The sequence below is a fragment of the Streptomyces sp. A2-16 genome, assembly GCF_018128905.1.
In the GTDB taxonomy this organism is placed as follows: Bacteria; Actinomycetota; Actinomycetes; order Streptomycetales; family Streptomycetaceae; genus Streptomyces.
Window position 1 is genome coordinate 3,059,710 of the sequence record NZ_CP063808.1, and the last position, 21,221, is coordinate 3,080,930.

The 21,221-nt window shown below is 70.8% G+C and carries 19 protein-coding genes; 9 read left to right on the top strand and 10 right to left on the bottom strand.

Annotation, left to right across the window (positions count from 1 at the left end):
• Nucleotides 1-5 precede the first annotated feature (5 nt).
• Nucleotides 6-2,081 (bottom strand): transketolase, encoded by a 2,076-nt coding sequence (gene tkt, locus IOD14_RS13785; protein ID WP_212670371.1) that lies wholly within the window; start codon nucleotides 2,079-2,081, stop codon nucleotides 6-8.
• A 146-nt stretch (nucleotides 2,082-2,227) separates the two neighbouring features.
• Between tkt and IOD14_RS13790 the strand changes: the two genes are divergently transcribed.
• The 4 genes from IOD14_RS13790 to IOD14_RS13805 all read left to right on the top strand — a co-directional run bounded on the left by IOD14_RS13790 (nucleotide 2,228) and on the right by IOD14_RS13805 (nucleotide 5,688).
• Entirely contained in the window at nucleotides 2,228-3,151 is a 924-nt protein-coding gene (locus IOD14_RS13790; protein ID WP_123994271.1) for an AraC family transcriptional regulator, read from the top strand.
• Nucleotides 3,152-3,155: 4 nt separating this feature from the next.
• Nucleotides 3,156-3,545 carry a VOC family protein gene (locus IOD14_RS13795; protein ID WP_123994270.1) on the top strand — a complete coding sequence of 130 codons (390 nt, stop codon included), beginning with the start codon at nucleotides 3,156-3,158 and terminating at the stop codon, nucleotides 3,543-3,545.
• A 189-nt stretch (nucleotides 3,546-3,734) separates the two neighbouring features.
• Complete coding sequence (locus IOD14_RS13800; protein WP_212670372.1) at nucleotides 3,735-4,625, top strand: alkaline phosphatase family protein; 891 nt, start codon at nucleotides 3,735-3,737, stop codon at nucleotides 4,623-4,625.
• 40 nt (nucleotides 4,626-4,665) lie between these two features.
• A complete protein-coding gene (locus IOD14_RS13805; protein ID WP_212670373.1) occupies nucleotides 4,666-5,688 on the top strand; it encodes a TolB-like translocation protein in 1,023 nt (340 codons plus the stop codon).
• A 55-nt stretch (nucleotides 5,689-5,743) separates the two neighbouring features.
• Here IOD14_RS13805 and IOD14_RS13810 read toward each other — a convergent pair whose 3' ends face one another.
• The 3 genes from IOD14_RS13810 to IOD14_RS13820 form a co-directional block, all read right to left on the bottom strand.
• A complete protein-coding gene (locus IOD14_RS13810; protein ID WP_212670374.1) occupies nucleotides 5,744-7,126 on the bottom strand; it encodes a glycoside hydrolase family 16 protein in 1,383 nt (460 codons plus the stop codon).
• 171 nt (nucleotides 7,127-7,297) lie between these two features.
• Nucleotides 7,298-8,530, bottom strand: a complete 1,233-nt coding sequence (locus IOD14_RS13815) for an Ig-like domain-containing protein (protein ID WP_212670375.1) — start codon at nucleotides 8,528-8,530, stop codon at nucleotides 7,298-7,300.
• Nucleotides 8,531-8,883: 353 nt separating this feature from the next.
• Nucleotides 8,884-10,983: an MMPL family transporter gene (locus IOD14_RS13820; protein ID WP_212670376.1), complete on the bottom strand. Its 2,100-nt coding sequence runs from the start codon at nucleotides 10,981-10,983 to the stop codon at nucleotides 8,884-8,886.
• Between the two features lie 202 nt (nucleotides 10,984-11,185).
• On the opposite strand from IOD14_RS13820, the gene IOD14_RS13825 reads away from it, so the two are divergent.
• A complete protein-coding gene (locus IOD14_RS13825) occupies nucleotides 11,186-11,593 on the top strand; it encodes a VOC family protein (protein ID WP_212670377.1) in 408 nt (135 codons plus the stop codon).
• On the opposite strand, the gene IOD14_RS13830 is transcribed toward IOD14_RS13825, so the two are convergent.
• Genes IOD14_RS13830 through IOD14_RS13845 form a run of 4 tightly spaced genes read right to left on the bottom strand, consistent with a single transcriptional unit; the run spans nucleotide 11,590 to nucleotide 14,711 of the window.
• Nucleotides 11,590-12,258 (bottom strand): response regulator transcription factor, encoded by a 669-nt coding sequence (locus tag IOD14_RS13830; RefSeq protein WP_123994263.1) that lies wholly within the window; start codon nucleotides 12,256-12,258, stop codon nucleotides 11,590-11,592. The genes IOD14_RS13825 and IOD14_RS13830 overlap by 4 nt on opposite strands.
• Complete coding sequence (locus tag IOD14_RS13835) at nucleotides 12,255-13,451, bottom strand: sensor histidine kinase (protein ID WP_123994262.1); 1,197 nt, start codon at nucleotides 13,449-13,451, stop codon at nucleotides 12,255-12,257. The genes IOD14_RS13830 and IOD14_RS13835 overlap by 4 nt, the downstream gene beginning before the upstream one ends.
• Nucleotides 13,452-13,509: 58 nt before the next feature.
• Entirely contained in the window at nucleotides 13,510-14,295 is a 786-nt protein-coding gene (locus IOD14_RS13840; RefSeq protein ID WP_212670378.1) for an IclR family transcriptional regulator, read from the bottom strand.
• On the bottom strand, nucleotides 14,292-14,711 hold the full coding sequence (locus IOD14_RS13845) for a MarR family transcriptional regulator (RefSeq protein WP_123994260.1): 420 nt from the start codon (nucleotides 14,709-14,711) through the stop codon (nucleotides 14,292-14,294). The genes IOD14_RS13840 and IOD14_RS13845 overlap by 4 nt, the downstream gene beginning before the upstream one ends.
• 217 nt (nucleotides 14,712-14,928) lie before the next feature.
• Between IOD14_RS13845 and IOD14_RS13850 the strand changes: the two genes are divergently transcribed.
• The 4 genes from IOD14_RS13850 to IOD14_RS13865 are packed head-to-tail and all read left to right on the top strand — an operon-like array spanning nucleotide 14,929 to nucleotide 18,707.
• Entirely contained in the window at nucleotides 14,929-15,846 is a 918-nt protein-coding gene (locus IOD14_RS13850; RefSeq protein WP_123994259.1) for an SDR family oxidoreductase, read from the top strand.
• A complete protein-coding gene (locus IOD14_RS13855; RefSeq protein ID WP_123994258.1) occupies nucleotides 15,846-16,721 on the top strand; it encodes an amidohydrolase family protein in 876 nt (291 codons plus the stop codon). Before IOD14_RS13850 ends, IOD14_RS13855 begins: the two co-directional genes overlap by 1 nt.
• A gap of 10 nt (nucleotides 16,722-16,731) precedes the next feature.
• Nucleotides 16,732-18,255 (top strand): o-succinylbenzoate--CoA ligase, encoded by a 1,524-nt coding sequence (gene menE / locus IOD14_RS13860; protein WP_212670379.1) that lies wholly within the window; start codon nucleotides 16,732-16,734, stop codon nucleotides 18,253-18,255.
• A complete protein-coding gene (locus IOD14_RS13865) occupies nucleotides 18,252-18,707 on the top strand; it encodes a MaoC family dehydratase (protein WP_123994256.1) in 456 nt (151 codons plus the stop codon). Before menE ends, IOD14_RS13865 begins: the two co-directional genes overlap by 4 nt.
• Here IOD14_RS13865 and IOD14_RS13870 read toward each other — a convergent pair.
• Both IOD14_RS13870 and IOD14_RS13875 read right to left on the bottom strand, forming a co-directional pair.
• Nucleotides 18,698-19,543: a hypothetical protein gene (locus IOD14_RS13870; RefSeq protein ID WP_212670380.1), complete on the bottom strand. Its 846-nt coding sequence runs from the start codon at nucleotides 19,541-19,543 to the stop codon at nucleotides 18,698-18,700. The two genes, IOD14_RS13865 and IOD14_RS13870, sit on opposite strands and share 10 nt — an antisense overlap.
• Nucleotides 19,543-21,213: a PHP domain-containing protein gene (locus tag IOD14_RS13875; protein WP_212670381.1), complete on the bottom strand. Its 1,671-nt coding sequence runs from the start codon at nucleotides 21,211-21,213 to the stop codon at nucleotides 19,543-19,545. Before IOD14_RS13875 ends, IOD14_RS13870 begins: the two co-directional genes overlap by 1 nt.
• Nucleotides 21,214-21,221 lie beyond the last annotated feature (8 nt).

Here is a 21,221-nt window from a genome sequence, read left to right on the forward strand (position 1 = left end):
TCGGATCAACCACGCGCGGCGGCCAGTGATTCCCTGGCTGCGGCGGCGACGTTCTCGGCGGTGAAGCCGTACTCGGCGAACAGGGTCTTCGCGTCGGCGGAGGCGCCGAAGTGTTCGAGGGAGACGATGCGTCCTGCGTCACCTGTGAACCGGTACCACGTCAGGCCGATACCGGCCTCGATCGCGACGCGGGCTCGCACGGACGGCGGAAGGACCCGCTCCCGGTACTTCCGCGGCTGCTCCTCGAACCACTCCACGGACGGCATCGACACCACCCGGGTGCCGACTCCCTCGGCCTCCAGCTGCTCCCGCGCGGCCACGGCGAGCTGGACCTCGGAGCCGGTGGCGATGAGGACGACCTCGGGCGTCTTCGTGGAGGAGTCCCGCAGGACGTAGCCGCCCTTGGCGGCGTCCGGGTTCGGGGCGTAGGTCGGCACTCCCTGGCGGGTGAGCGCGAGGCCGTGCGGGGCCGGGTTCGTGCCGTGCCGCCTGAGGATCTCGGCCCAGGCGATCGCCGTCTCGTTGGCGTCGGCCGGGCGGACCATGTTCAGGCCCGGGATGGCGCGCAGCGACGCGAGGTGCTCGACCGGCTGGTGGGTCGGGCCGTCCTCGCCGAGGCCGATGGAGTCGTGCGTCCACACGTAGGTGACGGGCAGCTGCATCAGCGCGGACAGGCGCACTGCGTTGCGCATGTAGTCGGAGAACACCAGGAAGGTGCCGCCGTAGATCCGTGTGTTGCCGTGCAGCGCGATGCCGTTCATCTCGGCGGCCATCGAGTGCTCGCGAATCCCGAAGTGGACCGTACGGCCGTACGGGTCGGCCTCGGGCAGCGGGTTGCCCTTCGGGAGGAAGGAGCTGGTCTTGTCGATGGTGGTGTTGTTCGAGCCGGCGAGGTCGGCGGAACCGCCCCACAGCTCGGGCAGCACCGGGCCGAGCGCCTGGAGGATCTTGCCGGAGGCGGCACGGGTGGCGACGGACTTGCCCTCCTCGAAGACCGGGATCGCGGACTCCCAGCCCTCGGGGAGCTGGCCGGCGACGATCCGGTCGAAGAGCTCGGCCCGCTCGGGCTGCTCACCGCGCCATACGGAGATCTGCTTGTCCCAGGCCGCGTGCGCCTCGGCGCCCCGGTCCAGGGCCGTGCGGGAGTGGGCGAGGACCTCGTCGGCGACCTCGAAGGTCCGCTCGGGGTCGAAGCCGAGGACGCGTTTGGTGGCCGCGACCTCGTCGGCGCCGAGCGCGGAGCCGTGGGCGGCCTCGGTGTTCTGCGCGTTCGGGGCGGGCCAGGCGATGATCGTGCGCATCGCGATGATCGAGGGCCGCTCGGTCTCGGCCTGGGCCGTCCTCAGGGCGTCGTACAGGGCGTGGACGTCGATGTCGCCGTCGGCGCCGGGCTCGATGCGCTGGGTGTGCCAGCCGTAGGCCTCGTACCGCTTCAGCACGTCCTCGGAGAACGCGGTGGCGGTGTCGCCCTCGATGGAGATGTGGTTGTCGTCGTAGACGAAGACCAGGTTGCCGAGCTTCTGGTGGCCGGCGAGGGAGGAGGCCTCGGCGGAGATGCCCTCCTCCAGGTCGCCGTCGGAGACGATCGCCCAGACGGTGTGGTCGAAGGGGGACTCGCCCTCGGGAGCCTCGGGGTCGAAGAGGCCGCGCTCGTAGCGGGCCGCCATCGCCATGCCGACGGCGTTGGCGACACCCTGGCCGAGCGGGCCGGTCGTGGTCTCGACACCGGCGGTGTGCCCGTACTCGGGGTGGCCGGGCGTCTTGGAGCCGTGGGTCCGGAAGGCCTTGAGGTCGTCCAGCTCCAGCTCGTACCCGGAGAGGTAGAGCTGGGTGTAGAGCGTCAGCGAGGTGTGCCCGGGGGAGAGGACGAAGCGGTCACGGCCCGTCCACTCGGGGTCCGCCGGGTCGTGACGCATCACCTTCTGAAAGATCGTGTACGCCGCCGGGGCCAGCGCCATCGCGGTGCCCGGGTGTCCGTTGCCGACCTGCTGCACGGCATCGGCCGCCAGAAGGCGGGCGGTGTCGACGGCACGCCGGTCGAGTTCGGTCCATTCGAAGCTGTCCGGTGTCTGCGTGCTCATCTTCAAGAAATCCTCGATCGGAGCGGGGTAGCTGGTCTGACGTGTTCAAACTTAAAAGTCTGACTTTTACGGGGGAAGGTCGCCGTGTGTCAGCCTGTGGTGAAAGTGGGACACGGAGCGCTCCAGGCAGGCGGCACGAGAAGGACATGGCGGACAGAACAACCCAAGACTCCATCCAAGGCGGAGCCGGTGACGACGGGGTGGACGCGATCAGAACGTTCCCCTTCCCGGTCGAGCTGAGTGTGTGCGGAGTCGGTATGCAGATCGGCCCGATGGGAGCCGCCGACCGCACCTGGCACGCGGATGCCCCGCTGGAGCGCGTCCATCGCATCGACTTCCATGTCGTGATGCTCTTCGACGACGGCCCCGTCCGCCACATGATCGATTTCGCCGAGTACGAGGCGACGGCGGGCGACCTGCTGTGGATCCGCCCGGGCCAGGTGCACCGCTTCGCACCGACGAGCGAGTACCGCGGAACCGTGCTCACCATGCAACCGGGCTTCCTGCCGCGGGCGACGGTGGAGGCGACGGGGCTCTACCGCTACGACCTCCCGCCGCTGCTGCGGCCCACCGAGGCCCAGTTGGCGGGCATCGAGGCCTCCCTGGCCCAGCTGCGGCGGGAGTACGAGGACACCTGGACCCTTCCGCTGAGCCTGCACACCTCGGTCCTGCGGCACTCGCTGACGGCGTTCCTGCTGCGGCTGGCCCACCTCGCGGCGAGTTCGGCGGAGGCCGGGCGGCGGGCCGAGTCGACGTTCACCCTGTTCCGGGACGCGGTCGAGAAGGGCTTCGCCACGAACCACAGCGTCAGCGCGTACGCAGACGCGCTGGGCTACTCCCGCCGGACCCTGGTGCGCGCGGTGCGCGCCGCCACGGGGGAGACCCCCAAGGGCTTCATCGACAAGCGGGTGGTGCTGGAGGCGAAGCGGCTGCTCGCCCACACGGACCTGCCGATCGGGCGGGTGGGGGCGGCGGTGGGGTTCCCCGACGCCGCGAACTTCTCCAAGTTCTTCCAGCAGCACACCGACATGACGCCGGCCGCCTTCCGGACGGAACTTCGACAGGAGTGAACCGATGGCACGACTGCGGGACATCGTCTTCGACTGCGCCCACCCCGCCGCCACGGCCCGGTTCTGGGCGGCCGCGCTGGACGACTGTGCCGTTGCGCCGTACGACGACGAGGAGCTGGCCCGGCTGCGGGCCCTCGGGATCACGGACGTCGAGGACGACCCGACCGTCCTCGTCGAGTCCCACGAGGGCGGCCCCCGAATGTTCTTCCAGCTGGTGCCGGAGCCGAAGAGCGGCAAGAACCGGGTGCACCTGGACCTGCTCGCCGAGGACATGGAGGCGGAGGCCGAGCGGCTCGTAGGACTCGGTGCGACCATCCGGGACCGGTACGCGGACCATCTGGTGCTGACCGATCCCGAGGGGAACGAGTTCTGCGTCTTCGGTCAGGGCGGATGACATCCCGTCAAACCGCCCAGCCTGATGCCTACTTGACCAACCCTTTGCTGTGCATGACCTGTGCGTGGGGTGATCTTTGCCCGGTGGAACCCGTGGTTCGCCCGCCCTTCACGCGGACCCGGCCGGGGGCCCCTAGGGTTGCGGCGCCGCTCCCCCCGAACGTCCGTCACCTCTGTCCGGAGGACAGTCATGGCCGCCGTCAAGGCACCGCAGCGCAACCGACGTTCCCTCTCCGCATTCGCCGGAGCCCTCGCCCTCACCGCCACCTCGATCGGAGTGTGGGCCACGACGGCCTCCAGTGCCGAGGCGGCCGCCCTCCCCACCCCCGACCACGTCGTGGTCGTGGTGCTGGAGAACCACGCCTACTCGCAGGTCATCGGCAGCTCCAGCGCCCCCTACCTCAACAACACCCTCAAGGCGGGTGGCGCCGACCTCACCCAGTCCTACGGCCTCACCCACCCCAGTGAGCCGAACTACTACATGCTCTTCTCCGGCTCCAACCAGGGCCGCACCGACGACAGTTGCGTGAGCGTCGGTTCCATCAACAAGCCCAACCTCGCCTCCGAGCTGATCGCCGCGGGCCAGACCTGGGCGAGCTACAACGAGTCGCTGCCCAGCCAGGGTTCGACGACCTGCAGCAGCGGCAGCTACGCGCAGAAGCACAACCCGTGGTTCGGTTTCTCCAACGTGCCCACCAGCACCGCGAAGACGATGACGCAGTTCCCGACCGACTACACGACCCTGCCGAAGGTCTCCTTCGTCGTCCCGAACCTGTGCAGCGACATGCACGACTGCTCGGTCTCCACGGGCGACACCTGGATCAAGAACAACCTGGGCGCCTACGCCACCTGGGCCAGGACCCACAACAGCATCCTCGCCGTCACCTTCGACGAGGACAACAAGCTCTCCGGCAACCGCATCCCCACCCTCTTCTACGGCCAGCACGTCACCCCCGGCAGCACCAGCTCCACCACCTACAACCACTACAACGTGCTGCGCACGGTGGAGGACCTGGCCGGTCTGAGCACCCATGCAGGCAACGCCGCCTCGGCCGCCGACATCACCGGCATCTGGAACTGACGCCCGTGAACCTCGGAGGAAGGGCGTGCGAGGTGTCCGCATGACCCGGACGAGCCGTCTGGTGACCCTCCTTGTCGCCGTCGTGCTGCTCGGCGCGGTCGGTGCCGGGTCGGTGCTGTACGCCGCCCACCGCTCGGGCCTGCGGGACCGTCAGCAGGCGGACGGTCCGAGCGTGCGGGCCGGTACCGTCTCGCTGCGGCCCACGGCCGAACGACGGCTGCTGGTGCGCAACCTGGCCTGGGGCCCGCACCGCGACGAGATCGCCACCGTCCCCGCCGACGACCCGCAGGGCCCGCGCACCGCGTCGGGCGTGAAGTGCCTGCGCTTCCACGCGGCGGCCGGCACCGGCATCTGCCTCCAGGCCGTGCACGGCGCCCTGGGGGACACCTACCGCGCGGTGGTGCTCGACGCGCGCCTCCGTGAACGCCACCGCTTCCCGGCGGCCGGCATTCCCACCCGGGCCCGGGTCTCGCCCTCGGGGCACATGGTCGCCTGGACGGTGTTCGTCAGCGGGGACTCGTACGCCGGAACGAACTTCTCCACCCGCACGGCCGTCGTGGACACCCGCACCTGGGCGATCGACGACAACCTGGAGACCTTCCGGATCGTCAAGGACGGCCGCGCGTACCACGCCGCCGACACCAACGTCTGGGGCGTGACCTTCGCCGACGACAACCGCTTCTACGCCACGCTGGCCACCGGCGGTCGGACCTACCTCGTGCGGGGCGACGTCGGCGCGCGCACCCTCACCACGCTGCACCGCAACGTCGAATGCCCCTCCCTCTCACCGGACGGCACCCGGGTCGCGTACAAGAAACGCGTCAAAGGGGCCTCGCCGGACGCCCCTTGGCGGCTGTACGTGCTGAACCTGCGGACCATGAAGGAGACCGCGACGGCCGAGCCCCGCAACATCGACGACCAGGCGCTGTGGGCCGACGACGACACTCTCGTCTACGCCCTGCCCGGCGACTACGGCTCCGACCTGTGGACCGTCCCCGCCGACGGCACCGGCACGGCCCGCCGCCTGATGAGCTCCGCGGTCGCCCCCGCCTATCTGGGGTGACACACCGCTGCCCCGCGGGACCGCACCGGTCTGGCGGGGCAGCGCGACGCGATCGTCAGTGACCGAAGGTGAACCAGTTCACGTTCACGAAGTCGGCCGGCTGGCCGCTGGTGAAGGTCAGATAGACGTTGTGGGTGCCGGTGACGGCCCCGATGTTCGCCGGAACCGTTCTCCAGGACTGCCAGCCACCGGTGTTGGCGAGCGCGAAGCTGCCGATGGGGGTGGCGGTACGGCTGTCCAGGCGCACCTCGACCAGGCCGCTGACCCCGCCCGCCGCACCGCTCGCCACCCGGGCGACGAACTGAGTGGCCGCCGTGGAGCCGAAGTTGACGTTCTGGTACAGAGCCCAGTCGCCGTTGGCGAGGGAGGCGATGTTCTGGCCGCCCCCGGTGTCGGTCGTGGTCTCGGTGCCGACACCGCTCTGGCTGTTGAAGGACTCCGCCTGGATGGTGCCGTAGGCGTCGACGCCACCCGTGGGCGGCGTGGTACCGCTCCCACCCGCCGACAGCACCTGGACGTAGTCCACGACCATGGGTACACCGGACTGGGTGCCGGAGTCGAGGCCACCGCCGAACGCGTCCGGGAAGGCGCCGCCCATCGCCACGTTGAGGATGATGAAGAACCCGTGGTTGGTGGCGTTGGCCCAGGTCGTCGCGTCCACCTGGCTCGCGTTGACCGAGTGGAACTGGGTGCCGTCGACGGAGAAGCGGATCGTCTCGGGGCCCACCGAGCGGTCCCACTCCATGGTGTAGGTGTGGAACGCCGACTGGCAGGTCGAGCCCGGACAGGCCACGTTGTTGCCGATGCCCGTCGTCTCGTTGCACGGGCCGCCGGGGTTGGTGCCGCAGTGCATGGTCGCCCAGACACGGTTCATGCCCTGGACGTTCTCCATGATGTCCAGCTCGCCGACGCTCGGCCAGTTCTGGTAGTTGCCGCGGTAGGGCGCGCCCAGCATCCAGAACGCGGGCCAGTAGCCCTCGGCCGCGGTGCCGGTGACGTTGGGCATCTGGATGCGGGCCTCGACGCGCAGTTTGCCGCCGGCCGGGGGCTGGAAGTCGGTGCGGTTGGTCTCGATGCGGCCCGAGGTCCATCGGCCGGCCGAGTCGCGGAGCGGGGTGATGCGCAGGTTGCCGTTGCCGTCCAGCGCCACGTTGCTGGTGCTGTTGGTCATCGTCTCGACCTCGCCCGTACCCCAGTTGGCGGGGCCGCCGGGGTACGAAGTCCCGGTCGCGTACTGCCAGTTGGAGGTGTTGACGCCGGTGCCCGCGGAGCCGTTGAAGTCGTCGACGAAGACCTGTGACCAGCCGGTGGGAGGAGTGGGCGCGGACGCGTCGGCGGGCAGGGTGGCGGCCGTCGCGAGGGCGGCGGCCAGACCGAGGGTGCTCAGCACGGCGAGGAGGGCCCGTCGCCGTCTGGGTATGCCGGAGGTTTCGCTCATGGGGGTGCCTCTCGGGTACGGGGAGAAGTGAGCGCGGGTGTCTTCGAGAGTCTTTGAGAGCGCTCTCAAAGTGGGCCCAATGTGCTCGCAGTCACTCCGGCCGTCAAGAGGTTGAGCCGTGAAAGTCTGTGCGCTGCCGCTGAGTTCATCCCTTGAAACCGGGCATACCCGCTAAAGCGCGCTGCCGGCCTTCCAGTCCGACCACGACAGGTTCCAGCCGTTGAGGCCGTTGGACGCCGCCACGGTCTTCTCGCCGGAGTTCTTCACGATCACGACGTCGCCGAGCATGGAGCTCTCGTAGAACTTGTAGCCGTCCACCGAGGTGTCGTTCGCGCCCTTGGCGTCGTGCAGGCCCACGCAGCCGTGGCTGGTGTTCTGGTGGCCGAACACCGCGGTGGATGCCCAGTAGTTGCCGTGCACGAAGGTGCCGGAGGTGGTCAGGCGCTGGGCGTGCGGGACGTCGGAGATGTCGTACTCGTCGCCGAGCCCGACCGTGGAGGACTCCATGCGGGTCTGCTTGAACCGCTCGCTGATCACCATGATCCCGGACCAGGTGGTGTGGTCGGAGTCGCCGCCGGAGACGGGGTAGGTGGCCATCGTCGCGCCGTCCCGCCTGACGACCATCTCCTTGCTGCTGAGGTCGACCGTGCTGATCTGCTCGCGGCCGATGCGGAAGGTGACGTCCTTCGACTGCACGCCGTAGACGCCGTCCGTGCCCTGGACGTCCTTGAGCCGCAGCCCGAGCGTGATCCGCGTGCCGGCTGCCCAGTAGGTCTCGGGCCGGAAGTCGAGCCGGGTGTCGCTGAACCAGTGGCCCACGATCTCGACCGCGGGCTCGGCGGTCACGGTGATCGCCCTCTGGACGGCGGCCTTGTCGGACACGGCATGGGTGAAGTTGATCGACACGGGCATGCCGACGCCGGAGGTGGAGTTCGCCTCGGGGGTGAAGTAGCCGACGAACGTCTCACCGGGGGACCTGGTGGTGAAGGTCGTCGTCTCCTCGGTGCCGCCCTGTGCCGTGACCGTGACCGTGTACACGGTGCCCGAGTAGGGGTTCCTCGACGAGGTCCACCTGGTCCTCGCGTCGTTGAGGGATCCGGTCAGCGTGGAGCCGTCGTTGCCGGTCACCTTCACGGAGGCCAGCGTGCCGTCGGTGACGGTGACCTCGACGGGGCTGGAGAAGGCGGCCCTCGTCGTGCCGTTCGCGGGGGTGACGGAGACGACCGCCTTCCTGGTCGCCGCCTGCACGGATGCGGTCGCCCCCGCCCCCTGCGAGGCGTCCGCGGAGCTGCCGCACCCCGTCAGCAGGGTCGCGGTCGGTACGGCGCCGAGCGCGGCGAGAATCCCGCGCCGGGACCACCTCTCCGACCGGTCGGACGAGTTCGATATGTGCGGGACGCCCACGGCACGCCTTCCTGAGATGTCCACCTTTGCCGGGTGCATCCTGCGTCGCGCAGATGTGGTGTCCCTTGGAATCCCCGGGCTGTTTCCTGAGATTCCGGTGAGGACTCTCCCCGAGGGCACCGCTACCAGAAGTCCAGCAGCTCCCAGAGAGCCCGCATGATCCCGAACCTGCGGCGGTGCGACCAACCGCAGAAGCCCCGTCGGCGCCATCTGCCAGGTTGCGGAACCGGTGCGCCGCACCACTTGCACGGCCGCGTGCGCCCACCCTCGGTGTCCCTGTGCACGGCGCCACCGTAGCGACCGCGCGGGCGGGGCACCAGGCCGTCGGCCCGGTGCCCCGCCCGCCTGGAACCTCAGGCGCTCGTGGGTACGCGCGGCTGCGGCGACGCCTCCCGCAGCCCGAACCGGTCGTGCACCCTGCGCAGCGGCTTCGGCGCCCACCAGGCACGCCGGCCGAGCAGCGCCATGGTCGCCGGGACCAGCAGCATCCGTACGACCGTCGCGTCGATCAGCACCGCCAGGGTCAGGCCGAGACCGATCTGCAGGATGGGGGAGAACCCGCCGGTCATGAAGGCGCCGAAGACCACCGCGAGGAGGAGGGCGGCGCAGGTGACGACCCGGCCGGAGCGGCGCAGCCCGGTCACCACGGCCTCCTGGTCGTCCCCGGTGCGCTGCCGGGCCTCGCGCATCCGGGCCAGGATGAACAGCTCGTAGTCCATGGCCAGACCGAAGGCGATCGACACGATCAGCGGCGGCGCGGTCAGGCTCAGCGCGCCCAGGCCCTCGCCGCCCAGCAGCCCCGCCCCGTGGCCGTCCTGGAACACCCACACCACCACGCCGAGCGCCGCGCCCAGACTGAGCAGGGTGGTCGCGATCGTGCGCAGGGGGATCAGCACCGAGCCGGTGAAGGCGAACAGCAGCACGAAGATGCCGGCCAGGACGGTCAGCGCCGCCCAGGGGGCCCGCTCGGCGAGCATCGCGCGGAAGTCGACCAGCCGGGCCGCGACCCCGGTCACCTCGACGGGCTCGCCGCCGCGCACCTGCCGTACCCGCTCGACCAGGCCGGTGGCCGCCCCGCCGTCCACACTGCCGGGCGGCTGCAGTTCCACGACCGTGTTGCCGCCGGGCAGTTCACGGGACTCGGCGTTCGGGACCAGGGCGCGGATCCGGTCGGCGGTCGCGGTGTCGGTGCCGGGCTTGAGGACGACGACCACGGGGGAGACCCCGGTGCCCTTCGGGAAGTGCGCGTCGACGGTGTCGTACAACTGCCGTGCCTCGGTACCGGAAGGCAGCTGCCGGGCGTCGCCGATCGCGATCCTCATGCCGGTCACGGGCAGGGCGAGGAGCAGCAGGGCCGGGACCACGGTGACCAGGACGGCGATCCGGCGGCGCTGCGCGAAGCGGGCCAGGCGGGCGAAGACACGGCCCTCCTCGTCCTCGGAACGCGCCTTCGAGGGCCGGATCCGCCCGCCGAACCTCGTGAGCAGCGCGGGCAGCAGCGTGACCGCGGCCAGCATGTCGACGACCACGACGGCGGCGACGGCCAGGCCCATGCTGCGCAGGAACACGCTCGGGAAGACCAGCAGCCCGGTCAGGCTGACGGCCACGGTGAGCCCGGAGAACAGCACGGTCCGGCCGGCCGCGTCGACCGTGCGGTGGACGGCCTGGACCACGTCGTCGGTGTGCCGGCGTTCCTCGCGGAAGCGGACCAGCATCAACAGGGCGTAGTCGACGGCGAGTCCGAGGCCGAGCATGGTGGTGACCTGGATCGCGTACACCGAGATGTCGGTGACCTGGCTGAAGGCGAACAGCCCGAGGAAGGCACCGGCGATCCCGCTCACCGCGATCACCAGCGGCAGCGCGGCGGCGCGCAGTCCCCCGAACACGACGAGAAGCAGGGCGAGGACGACCGGCAGGGAGATCAACTCGGCGTTCTTGACGTCCTCCTGGGCACGCTCACCGAGCTGCCTGCCGAGGAGTTCGCCGCCGCTGACGTGGACGTCGGGCGCGTCGATCCGCTGGACGGTCTCGACGGCCGTGTCCGTCGCCTTCTCCTCGGCCTCGTCGCTCAGACCGCCCTCGAAGGTGACGGGGATGATCAGGGCTCGTCCGTCGCGGGCGACGAGACCGGGGGTGGTGTACGGGTCCGGTACGTCGGCCACCCCCGCGATCTCGCGGACCTCGGCGACGGTCCGCTCGACCTGGGCGCGCAGGGCCGCCCCGGAGACCGGCTCGCCCGCGACGACCGCGGTGACGGACTCGCCGGTCGGGTCCACGCCGGAGAGATGGTCGTCGGCCATGTCGGACTCGGTGCCCGGCACGTCGGGCACGTCGTCGGAGAGGTCGGCGAAGACCCCCGTCCCGAGTCCGAAGCCCAGCAGCAGGAAGGCGGCCCAGAGGCCGATGACGGTCAGCGGGCGGCGGGTCGCCGCCCGGGCGAGTGTGGAGAGCACGGGGGCCTCCCGGCGAGTTGGCGGTGGTGTTGGTCGGCCCCCTCAGGCTGCTGCCGCGGGGCTGATCACCGGATCGCCGGGACGGGCGGTTTCGGGGCCTCCGTCGTACGGGTGAGGCGGGGTGGTTCCTCACTCCCGCGGGGGAGGAATCTTCGGTACCGGTCCGGGAGTTGGACCGGGCAGACACCATCGAGGAGGCCGTATGTCCGAGGTACCACCCACTGTGCGTGAACTCCGGCTCGTCGTCACGGCGGACGACTACGACGAGGCGTTGCGTTTCTACCGGGACGTCCTCGGGCTGCCGGAGCGGGCCGCGTTCTCCTCGCCGGACGGACGGGTCACCATCCTGGAGGCGGGGCGGGCGACGCTGGAGCTCACCGATCCCAACCACGCCGCGTTCATCGACGACGTGGAGGTGGGCAAGCGGGTCGCGGGGCACATCAGGGTCGCCTTCGAGGTCGACGACTCGACCGCCACGACGGCGAGGCTGGCGCAGGCCGGTGCGCAGGTGGTCGCCGAACCGACCCGCACGCCGTGGAACTCCCTCAACTCCCGCCTGGAGGCGCCCGGTTCGCTTCAGCTGACGCTGTTCACCGAGCTCGGGGACTAGGAGGAACCCGGCGTCACCAGACCCGTCTCGTACGCGCAGATCACCGCCTGGACGCGGTCCCGCAGCCCCAGCTTGCTCAGGACGTTGCTGACATGCGTCTTGACGGTGTGCTCGCTCACGAACAGCGTCGTCGCGATCTCGGCGTTCGACAGGCCGCGCGCCAGCATCCGCAGGGTCTCCGCCTCGCGGGCCGTCAGGACGTCCAGGCGGTCGGGGGCGGTCCCGGTGGCCGCCTCCTCGTGGCGGCGGCGCACGATGTCCGCGACCAGGCGGCGGGTGATCGCCGGCGCGAGCAGCGAGTCGCCGGCCGCGACCACCCGCACCGCGTGCACCAGGTCGTCCCGGCGGACGTCCTTGAGGAGGAAGCCGCTGGCCCCGGCGTACAGCGCGTCGTACACGTACTCGTCCAGGTCGAACGTGGTCAGCATGACCACCTTGCAGCTCGACTGCGCGCACACCCGCCGGGCCGCCTCCAGACCGTCCATGACGGGCATCCGGATGTCGAGGAGCAGCACGTCCGGCGTGTGGCGCCGCACCGCGGCCACCGCCTCGGCGCCGTCCCCGGCCTCGGCGACCACCTCGATGTCCTGCTGCGCCTCCAGGATCATGCTGAAGCCGCTGCGGACCAGTTCCTGGTCGTCGGCGACGACCACCCGGATGCTCACCCGAGGGCCGCTTCCCGGTCCGCGCCGGCGGGCAGCCGTACGACGACCCGGAAGCCGCCCTGCGGTCCGGGCCCGGTCTGCGCGCTGCCCCCGCAGGCGGCCGCCCGCTCCCTGAGGCCGATCAGCCCGTGGCCGCCGTCCGTGCGGGCCGGCCCACGGCCGTCGTCGGTCACCGTGAGGGTCAACCCGTCCTCCGCCCAGTCGAGTTCCACCTGTGCGCAGGAAGCGTACGCGTGCTTGACCGTGTTGGTCAGGGCTTCCTGCACCGCGCGATAGGCGGCGACCTCGGTGTCCGGGGGCAGGGGGCGAGAGCGGCCGCGGACGGTCAACTCGACCCGCAGTTCCGTCGATCCGGCGACCTGGCCGACCAGGTCGGGCAGTCCGGTGAGATCCGGCTGGGGCAGCCGGACGGCGCCGCCCCGACGCTCCTCCTCCTTCAACACACCGAGAATCCGCCGCAGTTGGGTCATGGCGTCCCGTCCGCTGGCCGCGATCGCGTCGAACGCGGCCTCGGCACGCGCCGGATCACTGCGCACGACGACCGGTCCGGCCTCGGCCTGGACGACCATCAGGCTCACCGCGTGCGCGAGGATGTCGTGCATGTCCCGGGCGATCCGGGCGCGTTCCTGGGCGATGGCCCGCGCGGTCTCCGCGGCCCGCTCCCGTTCCAGCCGGCGGGCCCGGTCCTCGACGGCCGCGGTGTACGCGCGCTGGACGCGGGCCAGTACGCCGAGGCCGTAGGCGCAGATCATCCCGGTGATGTGGAAGGCGTACTCGAAGGGCTCGGAGTGCTCCTTGTGCTGCATGGTCAGGACGGCTCCGAGCAGCCAGCCCGCCAGCATCGTGCGCCGCTGCCAGGGCAGGCCCTGGGCGGCCATGGTGTAGAGGACGACGAGTCCGCCGTACAGCACGTCGGGCGGTGGCGCGTGGTAGTAGGCCATCGCCGTGGTGGCCGCCGAGACCGCCAGGGCGCAGCTGTAGGGATGGCGGCGCCGCCAGATGAGGGGGACGGCGGTGGCGGCCCCCAGGAGCCAGCCCACCAGGGTCAGCCGGTCGTCCCCCTCGTCCGGGAACATCCACTGCAGCGACGCGGCGAACAGCACCAGCACGGCGAGCGCGCTGTCGACGACGTACGGGTTCGTCGTCCTCAGACGGGTCACGACGGGGGCGTACCAGGACCGGGCGGCGGACATGAGCGGCTCCTCGGGGCCGGGGCCGTTCCAGTATCACGACACGGGTGCGGCGGGGACCTCACCGGTGAGAGGGATATCCGGCGCCCGAACGCGGCGCGACCGCGGGCTGCCAGCCAAGGGCCCGCGAGATCCCGAGCGCCGCGAGCCGCACCGCGGGGATCAGCACCGGCACCTGGGCGTCGTCCTGCGGCACGACGACGGACACGGCGGCGACCACCGACCCGTCCGGTCCGCGCACCGGCGCGGCCACCGACAGGGCGTCGTCGGTGACCTGACGACTGCTCACCGCCACCCCGGTGCGCCGGACCTCCGCCAGCACCCGGCGCAGCTTCGCCGGCTCGGTGATGGTGTACGGCGTGAAGATCGCGAGCGGTGCCGCGCAGTACTCCTCCTGCTCGCGCGGCGCGCAGTGCGCCAGCAGCACCAGGCCGACCCCGGTGGCGTGCAGCGGCCAGCGCGCCCCGACCCGGATGTGCACACCGACCGAGGAGCGCCCCGCGATCCACTCGATGTACACGACGTCCGATCCGTCCCGCACCGCCAGCTGCACGTTCTCGTGGGTGGCCTCGTACAGGTCCTCCAGGTACGGCAGCGCCAGCTGCCGCAGCGCGACCCCGCGCGGCGCGAGCGCGGCGACCTCCCACAGGCGCAGTCCCACGTGGTAGACGCCGGCGTCGTCCCGCTCCAGCGCGCCCCAGTCGGTCAGCGCGCCCACCAGCCGGTGCGTGGTGGTCAGGGTCAGCCCGGCCCGCCGGCTGATGTCGGTCAGGGACAGCGCCGGGTGGTCGTGGTCGAACGCGGCGAGCACGGACAGCAGCCGGTCCGGCGCGGAACGTGCCGTCATGGCCGGTCGGCGACCCTCAGCAGGAGGGCCTGCAGCGTCTCGCGTTCGGCGGGGTCCAGCGGGGCCAGCAGGTCGTTGGTCACCCGTCGGCCTGCCTCGTCGGTGCCGCGCAGGAAGGCCCGGCCGTCCTCGGTGAGCACGACGATCTTGCTGCGGCGGTCGTCGGGGGAGGGGCGGCGCTCGGTCAGGCCCAGTCTCTCCAGGTCGTCGACCAGGCCGACGATCGCGCTGGGGTCGTAGCCGAGCCGGGTGCTCAGCTCCCGCTGAAGGGCGCCCTCGGCGCCGGCGAGGTAGCGCAGCACCGCGTAGTGCCGCAGCCGCAGCCCCGACTCCTGGAGGAACGTGTTGAAGAGCTGGCCCGAGCGCAGGCCCAGGCGGTACAGCAGGTAACCGGTGTCCGCGTGCAGCCCGCGCATCCACGGCTCCTCCGAGTCGATGGGCTTCGGGGTGACGTGCTGGCGTGTGATGGCGGGCTCCTCGCACTCGGTGTGTCAGGGAGATTCCAGCATGGCGCACCCATAGGTGAACAACAACTATTGACGTCACCAATTATTGCTCTTAGCTTCGATCTCGAAGTCGCACCGCGCTTCTCGCAGCCGCACCACCCGCATCCGTTCGTGAAGGGACCTCCTCGTGCCCAGCATCGATCTCACCGGCAAGGTCGCCGTCGTCACCGGCAGCGGCCGGGGCCTCGGCCTCGCCTACGCGCACGCCCTGGCCGCCCACGGCGCCTCCGTGGTCGTCAACGACGTCGACGAGGCGGTCGCCGAGCAGGCCGTGAAGTCCATCACCGAGGCGGGCGGCACCGCCGTCGCCGAGGTCGTCCCGGTCGGTACCACCGAGGCCGCGGAACGGCTGGTGAACCGGGCCGTGGCGGAGTTCGGGCGGATCGACGTCCTGGTCACCAACGCCGGCATCCTGCGCGACAAGGTGCTGTGGAAGATGACCGACGAGGACTTCGACGCGGTGATCGCCACCCACCTCAAGGGCACCTTCACCTGCGCCCGCGCCGCCGCCGTCCGGATGCGCGAGCAGGGCGAGGGCGGCACCCTGATCCTGGTCGGCTCCCCGGCCGGACAGCGCGGCAACTTCGGGCAGACCAACTACGCCGCCGCCAAGGCCGGCATCGCCGCCTTCGCCCGCACCTGGTCCATGGAGCTGGGCCGCGCGAACATCACCGTCAACGCGATCGTGCCGGTCGCGGCCACCGCGATGACCGAGACCATCCCCGCCTTCGCCCCGTACATCGAGGCCATGAGGAACGGCGAGCCCCTCCCGGGCTTCCTCCGCAAGGGCGAGGGCTTCGGCACCCCCGAGGACTGCGCGGCCCTCGTGCCCTTCCTCGCCTCAGAGGCCGCCCGGGGCATCACCGGGCAGGCGATCGGCATCGGCGGCGACAAGGTGGCACTCTGGTCCCATCCGCAGGAGATCAAGGCGGCGTACGCCGACGGCGGCTGGACCCCCGAGACCCTGGCCGACGCCTTCCCCACCTCGGTCGGTGCCGAGCTCCAGACCGTCGGCATCCCGGCGCCGAAGTTCCCGGAGGCCTGATGGACATCGACGAACTGGTCGCCATCGACGTGCACACCCATGCGGAGGTCTCCTCCAAGGGGCACTCCTCGCTCGACGACGACCTGCACGACGCCTCCTCCGCCTACTTCAAGGTCGAGGGCAAGCGGAAGCCGACCCTGGAGGAGACCGCCGCCTACTACCGTGAGCGGAAGATGGCCGCCGTGATCTTCACGGTGGACGCCGAGTCCGCGACCGGCACCGCGCCCGTCCCGAACGAGGAGGTCGCCGAGGCGGCCGCCGCCAACTCCGACGTCCTGATCCCCTTCGCCTCCATCGACCCCTTCCGCGGCAAGGCGGGCGTCAAGCAGGCCCGTCGGCTGGTCGAGGAGTACGGGGTGAAGGGCTTCAAGTTCCACCCCAGCATCCAGGGCTTCTTCCCCAACGACCGGGCAGTGGCGTACGACCTCTTCGAGGTGATCGAGGAGACGGGCACCATCGCCCTCTTCCACACCGGCCAGACGGGCATCGGCGCCGGTGTCCCGGGCGGCGGCGGCATCCGTCTCAAGTACTCGAACCCGCTGCACGTGGACGACGTCGCCGCCGACTTCCCGCATCTGAAGATCATCCTGGCGCACCCGTCCTTCCCCTGGCAGGACGAGGCCCTCGCCGTCGCCACCCACAAGCCGGGTGTCCACATCGACCTGTCCGGCTGGTCGCCGAAGTACTTCCCGCCGCAGCTCGTGCAGTACGCGAACACGCTGCTCAAGGACAAGGTCCTCTTCGGCTCCGACTTCCCCGTCCTCACCCCCGACCGCTGGCTCGCCGACTTCGAGAAGCTGTCGATCAAGGACGAGGTCAAGCCGAGGATCCTCAAGGAGAACGCCGCCCGTCTGCTCGGGCTGACCAAGCCATAAGGGGCCCCAGATGCGCAACGAGGGACTGGGGTCGTGGTCCGCACGCCGGGCCCGCAAGACCCCGCACCGCACCGCCCTGATCCACGGCGACACGACCGTCACCTACGCCGAACTGCACACCCGCGTCACCCGCCTCGCGCACGCCCTGCGCGCCCGGGGCATCCGGCGCGGCGACCGGGTCGCCTACCTCGGCCCCAACCACCCCTCCTACCTGGAGACGCTGTTCGCGGCCGGCACCCTCGGCGCGGTCTTCGTCCCCCTCAACACCCGCCTAGCGGGACCGGAGATCGCCTACCAGCTCTCCGACTCCGGGGCCAGGGCGCTGGTCTACGGCCCCTCGCACGCGGGGCTCGTCGCCGGACTGCCGGGCAGCACCGACGTGCGGACGTACGTCGAAGTCGGCGCCGAGTACGAGGGGTTGCTCACCGAGTCGCCGACCGACCCGGTCGACGAGCCGGTCACGCCCGACGACACCTGCATCATCATGTACACCTCGGGCACGACCGGCCGCCCCAAGGGCGCCATGCTCACCCACGGCAACCTGACGTGGAACGCGATCAACGTCCTCGTCGACACCGACCTGATCGCCGACGAACGCGCCCTGGTCTCGGCCCCGTTGTTCCACACGGCGGGACTGAACATGCTGACCCTGCCGGTGCTGCTCAAGGGCGGCACCTGTGTCCTGGTCGAGGCCTTCGACCCGGACGCCACCTTCGACCTGATCGAACAGCACCGGATCACCTTCATGTTCGGGGTGCCCACGATGTTCGAGCAGGTGGCGAGGCACCCGCGCTGGGCGGGCGCGGACCTGTCCTCCCTGCGCATCCTGACCTGCGGCGGCTCCCCGGTGTCCACCCCGCTCATCGCCGCGTACCAGGAGCGCGGGCTCACCTTCCTCCAGGGCTACGGCATGACCGAGGCGTCCCCCGGGACCCTCTTCCTGGACGCCGAGCACGCCATCGGCAAGGCGGGTTCGGCCGGAGTGCCGCACTTCTTCAGCGACGTCCGGGTCGTACGGCCGGACCTGACACCCGTCGACATCGACGAGACCGGCGAGGTCGTGCTCCGCGGCCCGCACGTGATGCCGGGCTACTGGGGGCTGCCCGAGGAGACCGCGGCCTCCTTCGCGGACGGCTGGTTCCGCAGCGGGGACGCGGCCCGGGTCGACGAGGACGGGTACGTCTTCATCGTCGACCGGATCAAGGACATGATCATCTCGGGCGGCGAGAACATCTACCCCGCCGAGATCGAGGACCTGCTCCTCGGCCATCCGGACATCGCCGAGTGCGCGGTCATCGGGGTGCCCGACGACAAGTGGGGCGAGGTGCCGCGGGCGGTCGTCGTCCCCCGCGAGGGCCACACGCCCGACCCCGACGAGGTGCTGGCCTCCCTGTCCGGCCGCCTCGCCAAGTACAAGATCCCCAAATCGGTGGTGATCGCGGACGAACTCCCGCGCACCGCCTCCGGAAAGCTCCTCAAGTCCCGTGTGCGCAAGCGCTACGGCTCCGACTCCCAGACAAGGACAGCTACATGAGCGTCACCGTGAACGGCCTCGACGAACTGAAGAAGCTCGCCGGCAGCGACCTCGGCACCAGCGAGTGGATCGAGGTCACCCAGGAGCGCGTCAACACCTTCGCCGACGCCACCGGCGACCACCAGTGGATCCACGTGGACCCCGAGAAGGCGGCAGCGGGCCCCTTCGGCGCCCCCATCGCGCACGGCTACCTCACCCTGTCCCTCTTCATCCCGCTCTTCACCGAGCTCCTGGACGTCCAGGGCGTCACCACGAAGGTCAACTACGGCCTGAACAAGGTGCGTTTCCCCGCGCCGGTGAAGGTGGGCTCCCGCATCCGCCTCGTCGCCAAGCTCACGGACGTCGAGGAGGTACCGGGCGGAGTCCAGATCACCGTGGACGGGGCCGTGGAGATCGAAGGCGGAGCGAAGCCGGCGGCGGTGCTGCAGAGCCTGTCGCGGTTCTACGCCTGACGGTACGAGTACACCGCCGTCGCCACCGCGCACACCCCCGGCGGGATCACCTCCGCCCGCAGTGTCCCACTGCTCGCGTCGTAGTCCACGCCCTCCGCCTCGAACGACCCCTGCGTGCACACACTGCGCTGCGGCAGGGCGAACAGGCTCCGCACCTCGCCCGTGACCGGCCCGCCGTCCAGCCTGTGCGGGAGGTCGACCTGCAGGAGCGGGCGGATCTCGGGGAACAGGGTGCCGGTGGCGTCGTTCGAGGCGCACACCAGACGGGTGTCCGTCACGAAGTCACAGCCCTGGATGTCGCGGACGGGCTTGTCCAGGGTGATCTGCCAGGCCTCCTTCAGGGCCCCACCGGCGGAAGGGGTCGAGGGGTTCAGCAGTGGTGCCGGGAACACCTGGAGTCTGTTCTGCTCGCCCCACTCGCCCGACACCAGCCACTGCGCGTCGGGCGAGAGGGCGGCGAAGGAGTTGTTGACCTTCTCGCCGGGGTTCAGGGCGTGCACGTACTCGTAGCGCTTCCCGGCCGGCGTGGTGACCGCGAACATCTTCGACGTGGCCGTGTCCGCGCCCTGGTAGGCGTCGAAGACGTAGCCGCGCGCGATGTCCGGGTCGCCCACGTGGTTCCAGCCCTTGACGCGGAGGTCCAGGGGGATGTCCGTCAGCCCGCGGTACAGCAGCGAGCCGTCCGCGCGGCCGGCGAGCCCCTGGCCCCCGCCGAGGGTGTCGGTGTACGCCGTGCCGGTCTCCACCCAGTGCGGGTCACCGCCCGCGAGGGCGGGACCCGTGCTGAGTACGACGGCCCCTGATAAGCAGCCCAGGACAGTGAGATGACGCTTCATCAGGCACCCGCCACGTCGACGAAGACGGGGTTGGAATAGAACCACGTATCCGCCCACGGGTCACCGTTGCCGGGCTCGTGCGGGATCGGTCCGTGCGGGTCGACCGACGCGCCGAGGTACCCGGCACCGTGCCGCTTCCCGTCACTGCCCCGCAGCCGGACGTAGAAGGACTCGTCCCCGGCGGTCAGCGGGATGCGCAGGGTGTACGTCCCCTTCCGCCCGGACACGTCCTTCGTCTGCACGACCCTGGTGTCGGGGGCCTGCCAGGTGTCCCGGTCGCTCACCGGACCGCGCACGGCGCCCCGGATCACGTCCACGTGCGCCAACTCCGGCAGGATTCCCTGGGGGTTGGGGCGGGAGGCGGACGTGACCGTCACGTACAGCGTGATCCGCTCGCCCTTGCGGACCCGCAGCCGACCGCCCAGCGTGACACCGCGCCCGGAGTCGCAGTCCCGCTTCACCCGCACGTCGAGCCCGTCGAGCAGATGCCCGTGGTCCACCCAGACCCGTCCCGCGCGCAGGCCCGCCATCACCGACCGGTAGCCGTAGCGGGTCACCCCGACGTGGGTGCGGCTGAACTCGCCCGGCCAGAAGTCGCTGCCGGGCTGCGGGGTGTCGGTGTTCACCGGGTCGGGCAGCTTGCCGGTGTTGTCGAAGTTCTGCCCGGCCGGCCAGTCGCCGTTCTTCCAGGTGTCGAAGACGGTGCGGTGGTTGTCGGAGTTCGTGGTGATCGAGTACAGGCTGCCTTCGGCCAGCATCGAGTCCCACAGCCCGCCGACGGTCGCCGTCGCCCAGTCGAAACCGCCGTACGTCACATAGGCCGCCGCCGGATAGCCCGCCCAGGACTGGGCCGACGGCTTGTTCTCGTACTCGCCGCGGATCGAGGTCGCACCGCGCCAGCCCGGGATCGCCGCGCCCTGGGCGCCCGGTGCGCCCTCCATGCCGATCATGATCTCGGGGGCCGCGTCCCGCCAGCCCCGCATCTCGTGCGGGGAGTCGATGCCGAGCCGCAGCGGGTGGTTGGCGATGACGAGGACGTCGTCGACGTAGCCCGAACGGCGCTGCTCCGCCAGCCACTTGATCGCCTTGACGGCGTGCGCCTCGTTGCGGGCGGTGTCGGCGGCGCCCGCGGACCCCTCGGTGTAGTTGAGGAGCTTGCCGTCGTAGGCCAGCTCGAACTGGGTGAGCAGGTCGGTCTCGTGGGGCCCGGGAGCCGCGAACACCGTGCAGTGCTCGGCGGCCGGGATGTACCACTCCAGACCCTGGAAGATCAGCTGACGCGGGTTCTCCGCACGGGCCTTGACGATTTCCGCGTGCTCCAGCTTGGCGCCGTAGTTGGCGTGTCCGAAGTTGGAGTGCTCGTTGAACACCATCCAGTCCAGGCCGTACTTGGCGGCGGCCCTCGCCTGCTGGGAGAACGTGTACTTGGCGTCGTGGCTGTAGACGGAGTGCACGTGGTGGTCGCCGACGAGGTAGGCGAGCCGGGGGTCGTCGCCGCCGAAGCGAGGGCGAGGCGAAGCGGCCAGTGCCGGAGTCGCCGACCCCAGCGCGAACGCGGCGCCGAACAGGCCCGCACGGCGCAGGAGTCCGCGTCTCGACACGCCCTGCGCGTCGAGGTCGGCGGGGGAGACGGACGGGTCGGCCCAGGAGGGCAGTTGCTGCTCGTTCATGGTGATCC

What these genes read in the sequence shown, in the direction of transcription:
- IOD14_RS13875 (WP_212670381.1), bottom strand. Translation starts at nt 21,213, where the DNA reads ATGAACGAGCAGCAACTGCCCTCCTGGGCCGACCCGTCCGTCTCCCCC.
- IOD14_RS13840 (WP_212670378.1), bottom strand. Translation starts at nt 14,295, where the DNA reads ATGACGGCACGTTCCGCGCCGGACCGGCTGCTGTCCGTGCTCGCCGCG.
- IOD14_RS13855 (WP_123994258.1), top strand. Translation starts at nt 15,846, where the DNA reads ATGGACATCGACGAACTGGTCGCCATCGACGTGCACACCCATGCGGAG.
- IOD14_RS13845 (WP_123994260.1), bottom strand. Translation starts at nt 14,711, where the DNA reads ATGCGCGGGCTGCACGCGGACACCGGTTACCTGCTGTACCGCCTGGGC.
- menE (WP_212670379.1), top strand. Translation starts at nt 16,732, where the DNA reads ATGCGCAACGAGGGACTGGGGTCGTGGTCCGCACGCCGGGCCCGCAAG.
- IOD14_RS13790 (WP_123994271.1), top strand. Translation starts at nt 2,228, where the DNA reads ATGGCGGACAGAACAACCCAAGACTCCATCCAAGGCGGAGCCGGTGAC.
- IOD14_RS13805 (WP_212670373.1), top strand. Translation starts at nt 4,666, where the DNA reads ATGACCCGGACGAGCCGTCTGGTGACCCTCCTTGTCGCCGTCGTGCTG.
- tkt (WP_212670371.1), bottom strand. Translation starts at nt 2,081, where the DNA reads ATGAGCACGCAGACACCGGACAGCTTCGAATGGACCGAACTCGACCGG.
- IOD14_RS13870 (WP_212670380.1), bottom strand. Translation starts at nt 19,543, where the DNA reads ATGAAGCGTCATCTCACTGTCCTGGGCTGCTTATCAGGGGCCGTCGTA.
- IOD14_RS13865 (WP_123994256.1), top strand. Translation starts at nt 18,252, where the DNA reads ATGAGCGTCACCGTGAACGGCCTCGACGAACTGAAGAAGCTCGCCGGC.
- IOD14_RS13800 (WP_212670372.1), top strand. Translation starts at nt 3,735, where the DNA reads ATGGCCGCCGTCAAGGCACCGCAGCGCAACCGACGTTCCCTCTCCGCA.
- IOD14_RS13835 (WP_123994262.1), bottom strand. Translation starts at nt 13,451, where the DNA reads ATGTCCGCCGCCCGGTCCTGGTACGCCCCCGTCGTGACCCGTCTGAGG.
- IOD14_RS13825 (WP_212670377.1), top strand. Translation starts at nt 11,186, where the DNA reads ATGTCCGAGGTACCACCCACTGTGCGTGAACTCCGGCTCGTCGTCACG.
- IOD14_RS13810 (WP_212670374.1), bottom strand. Translation starts at nt 7,126, where the DNA reads ATGAGCGAAACCTCCGGCATACCCAGACGGCGACGGGCCCTCCTCGCC.
- IOD14_RS13795 (WP_123994270.1), top strand. Translation starts at nt 3,156, where the DNA reads ATGGCACGACTGCGGGACATCGTCTTCGACTGCGCCCACCCCGCCGCC.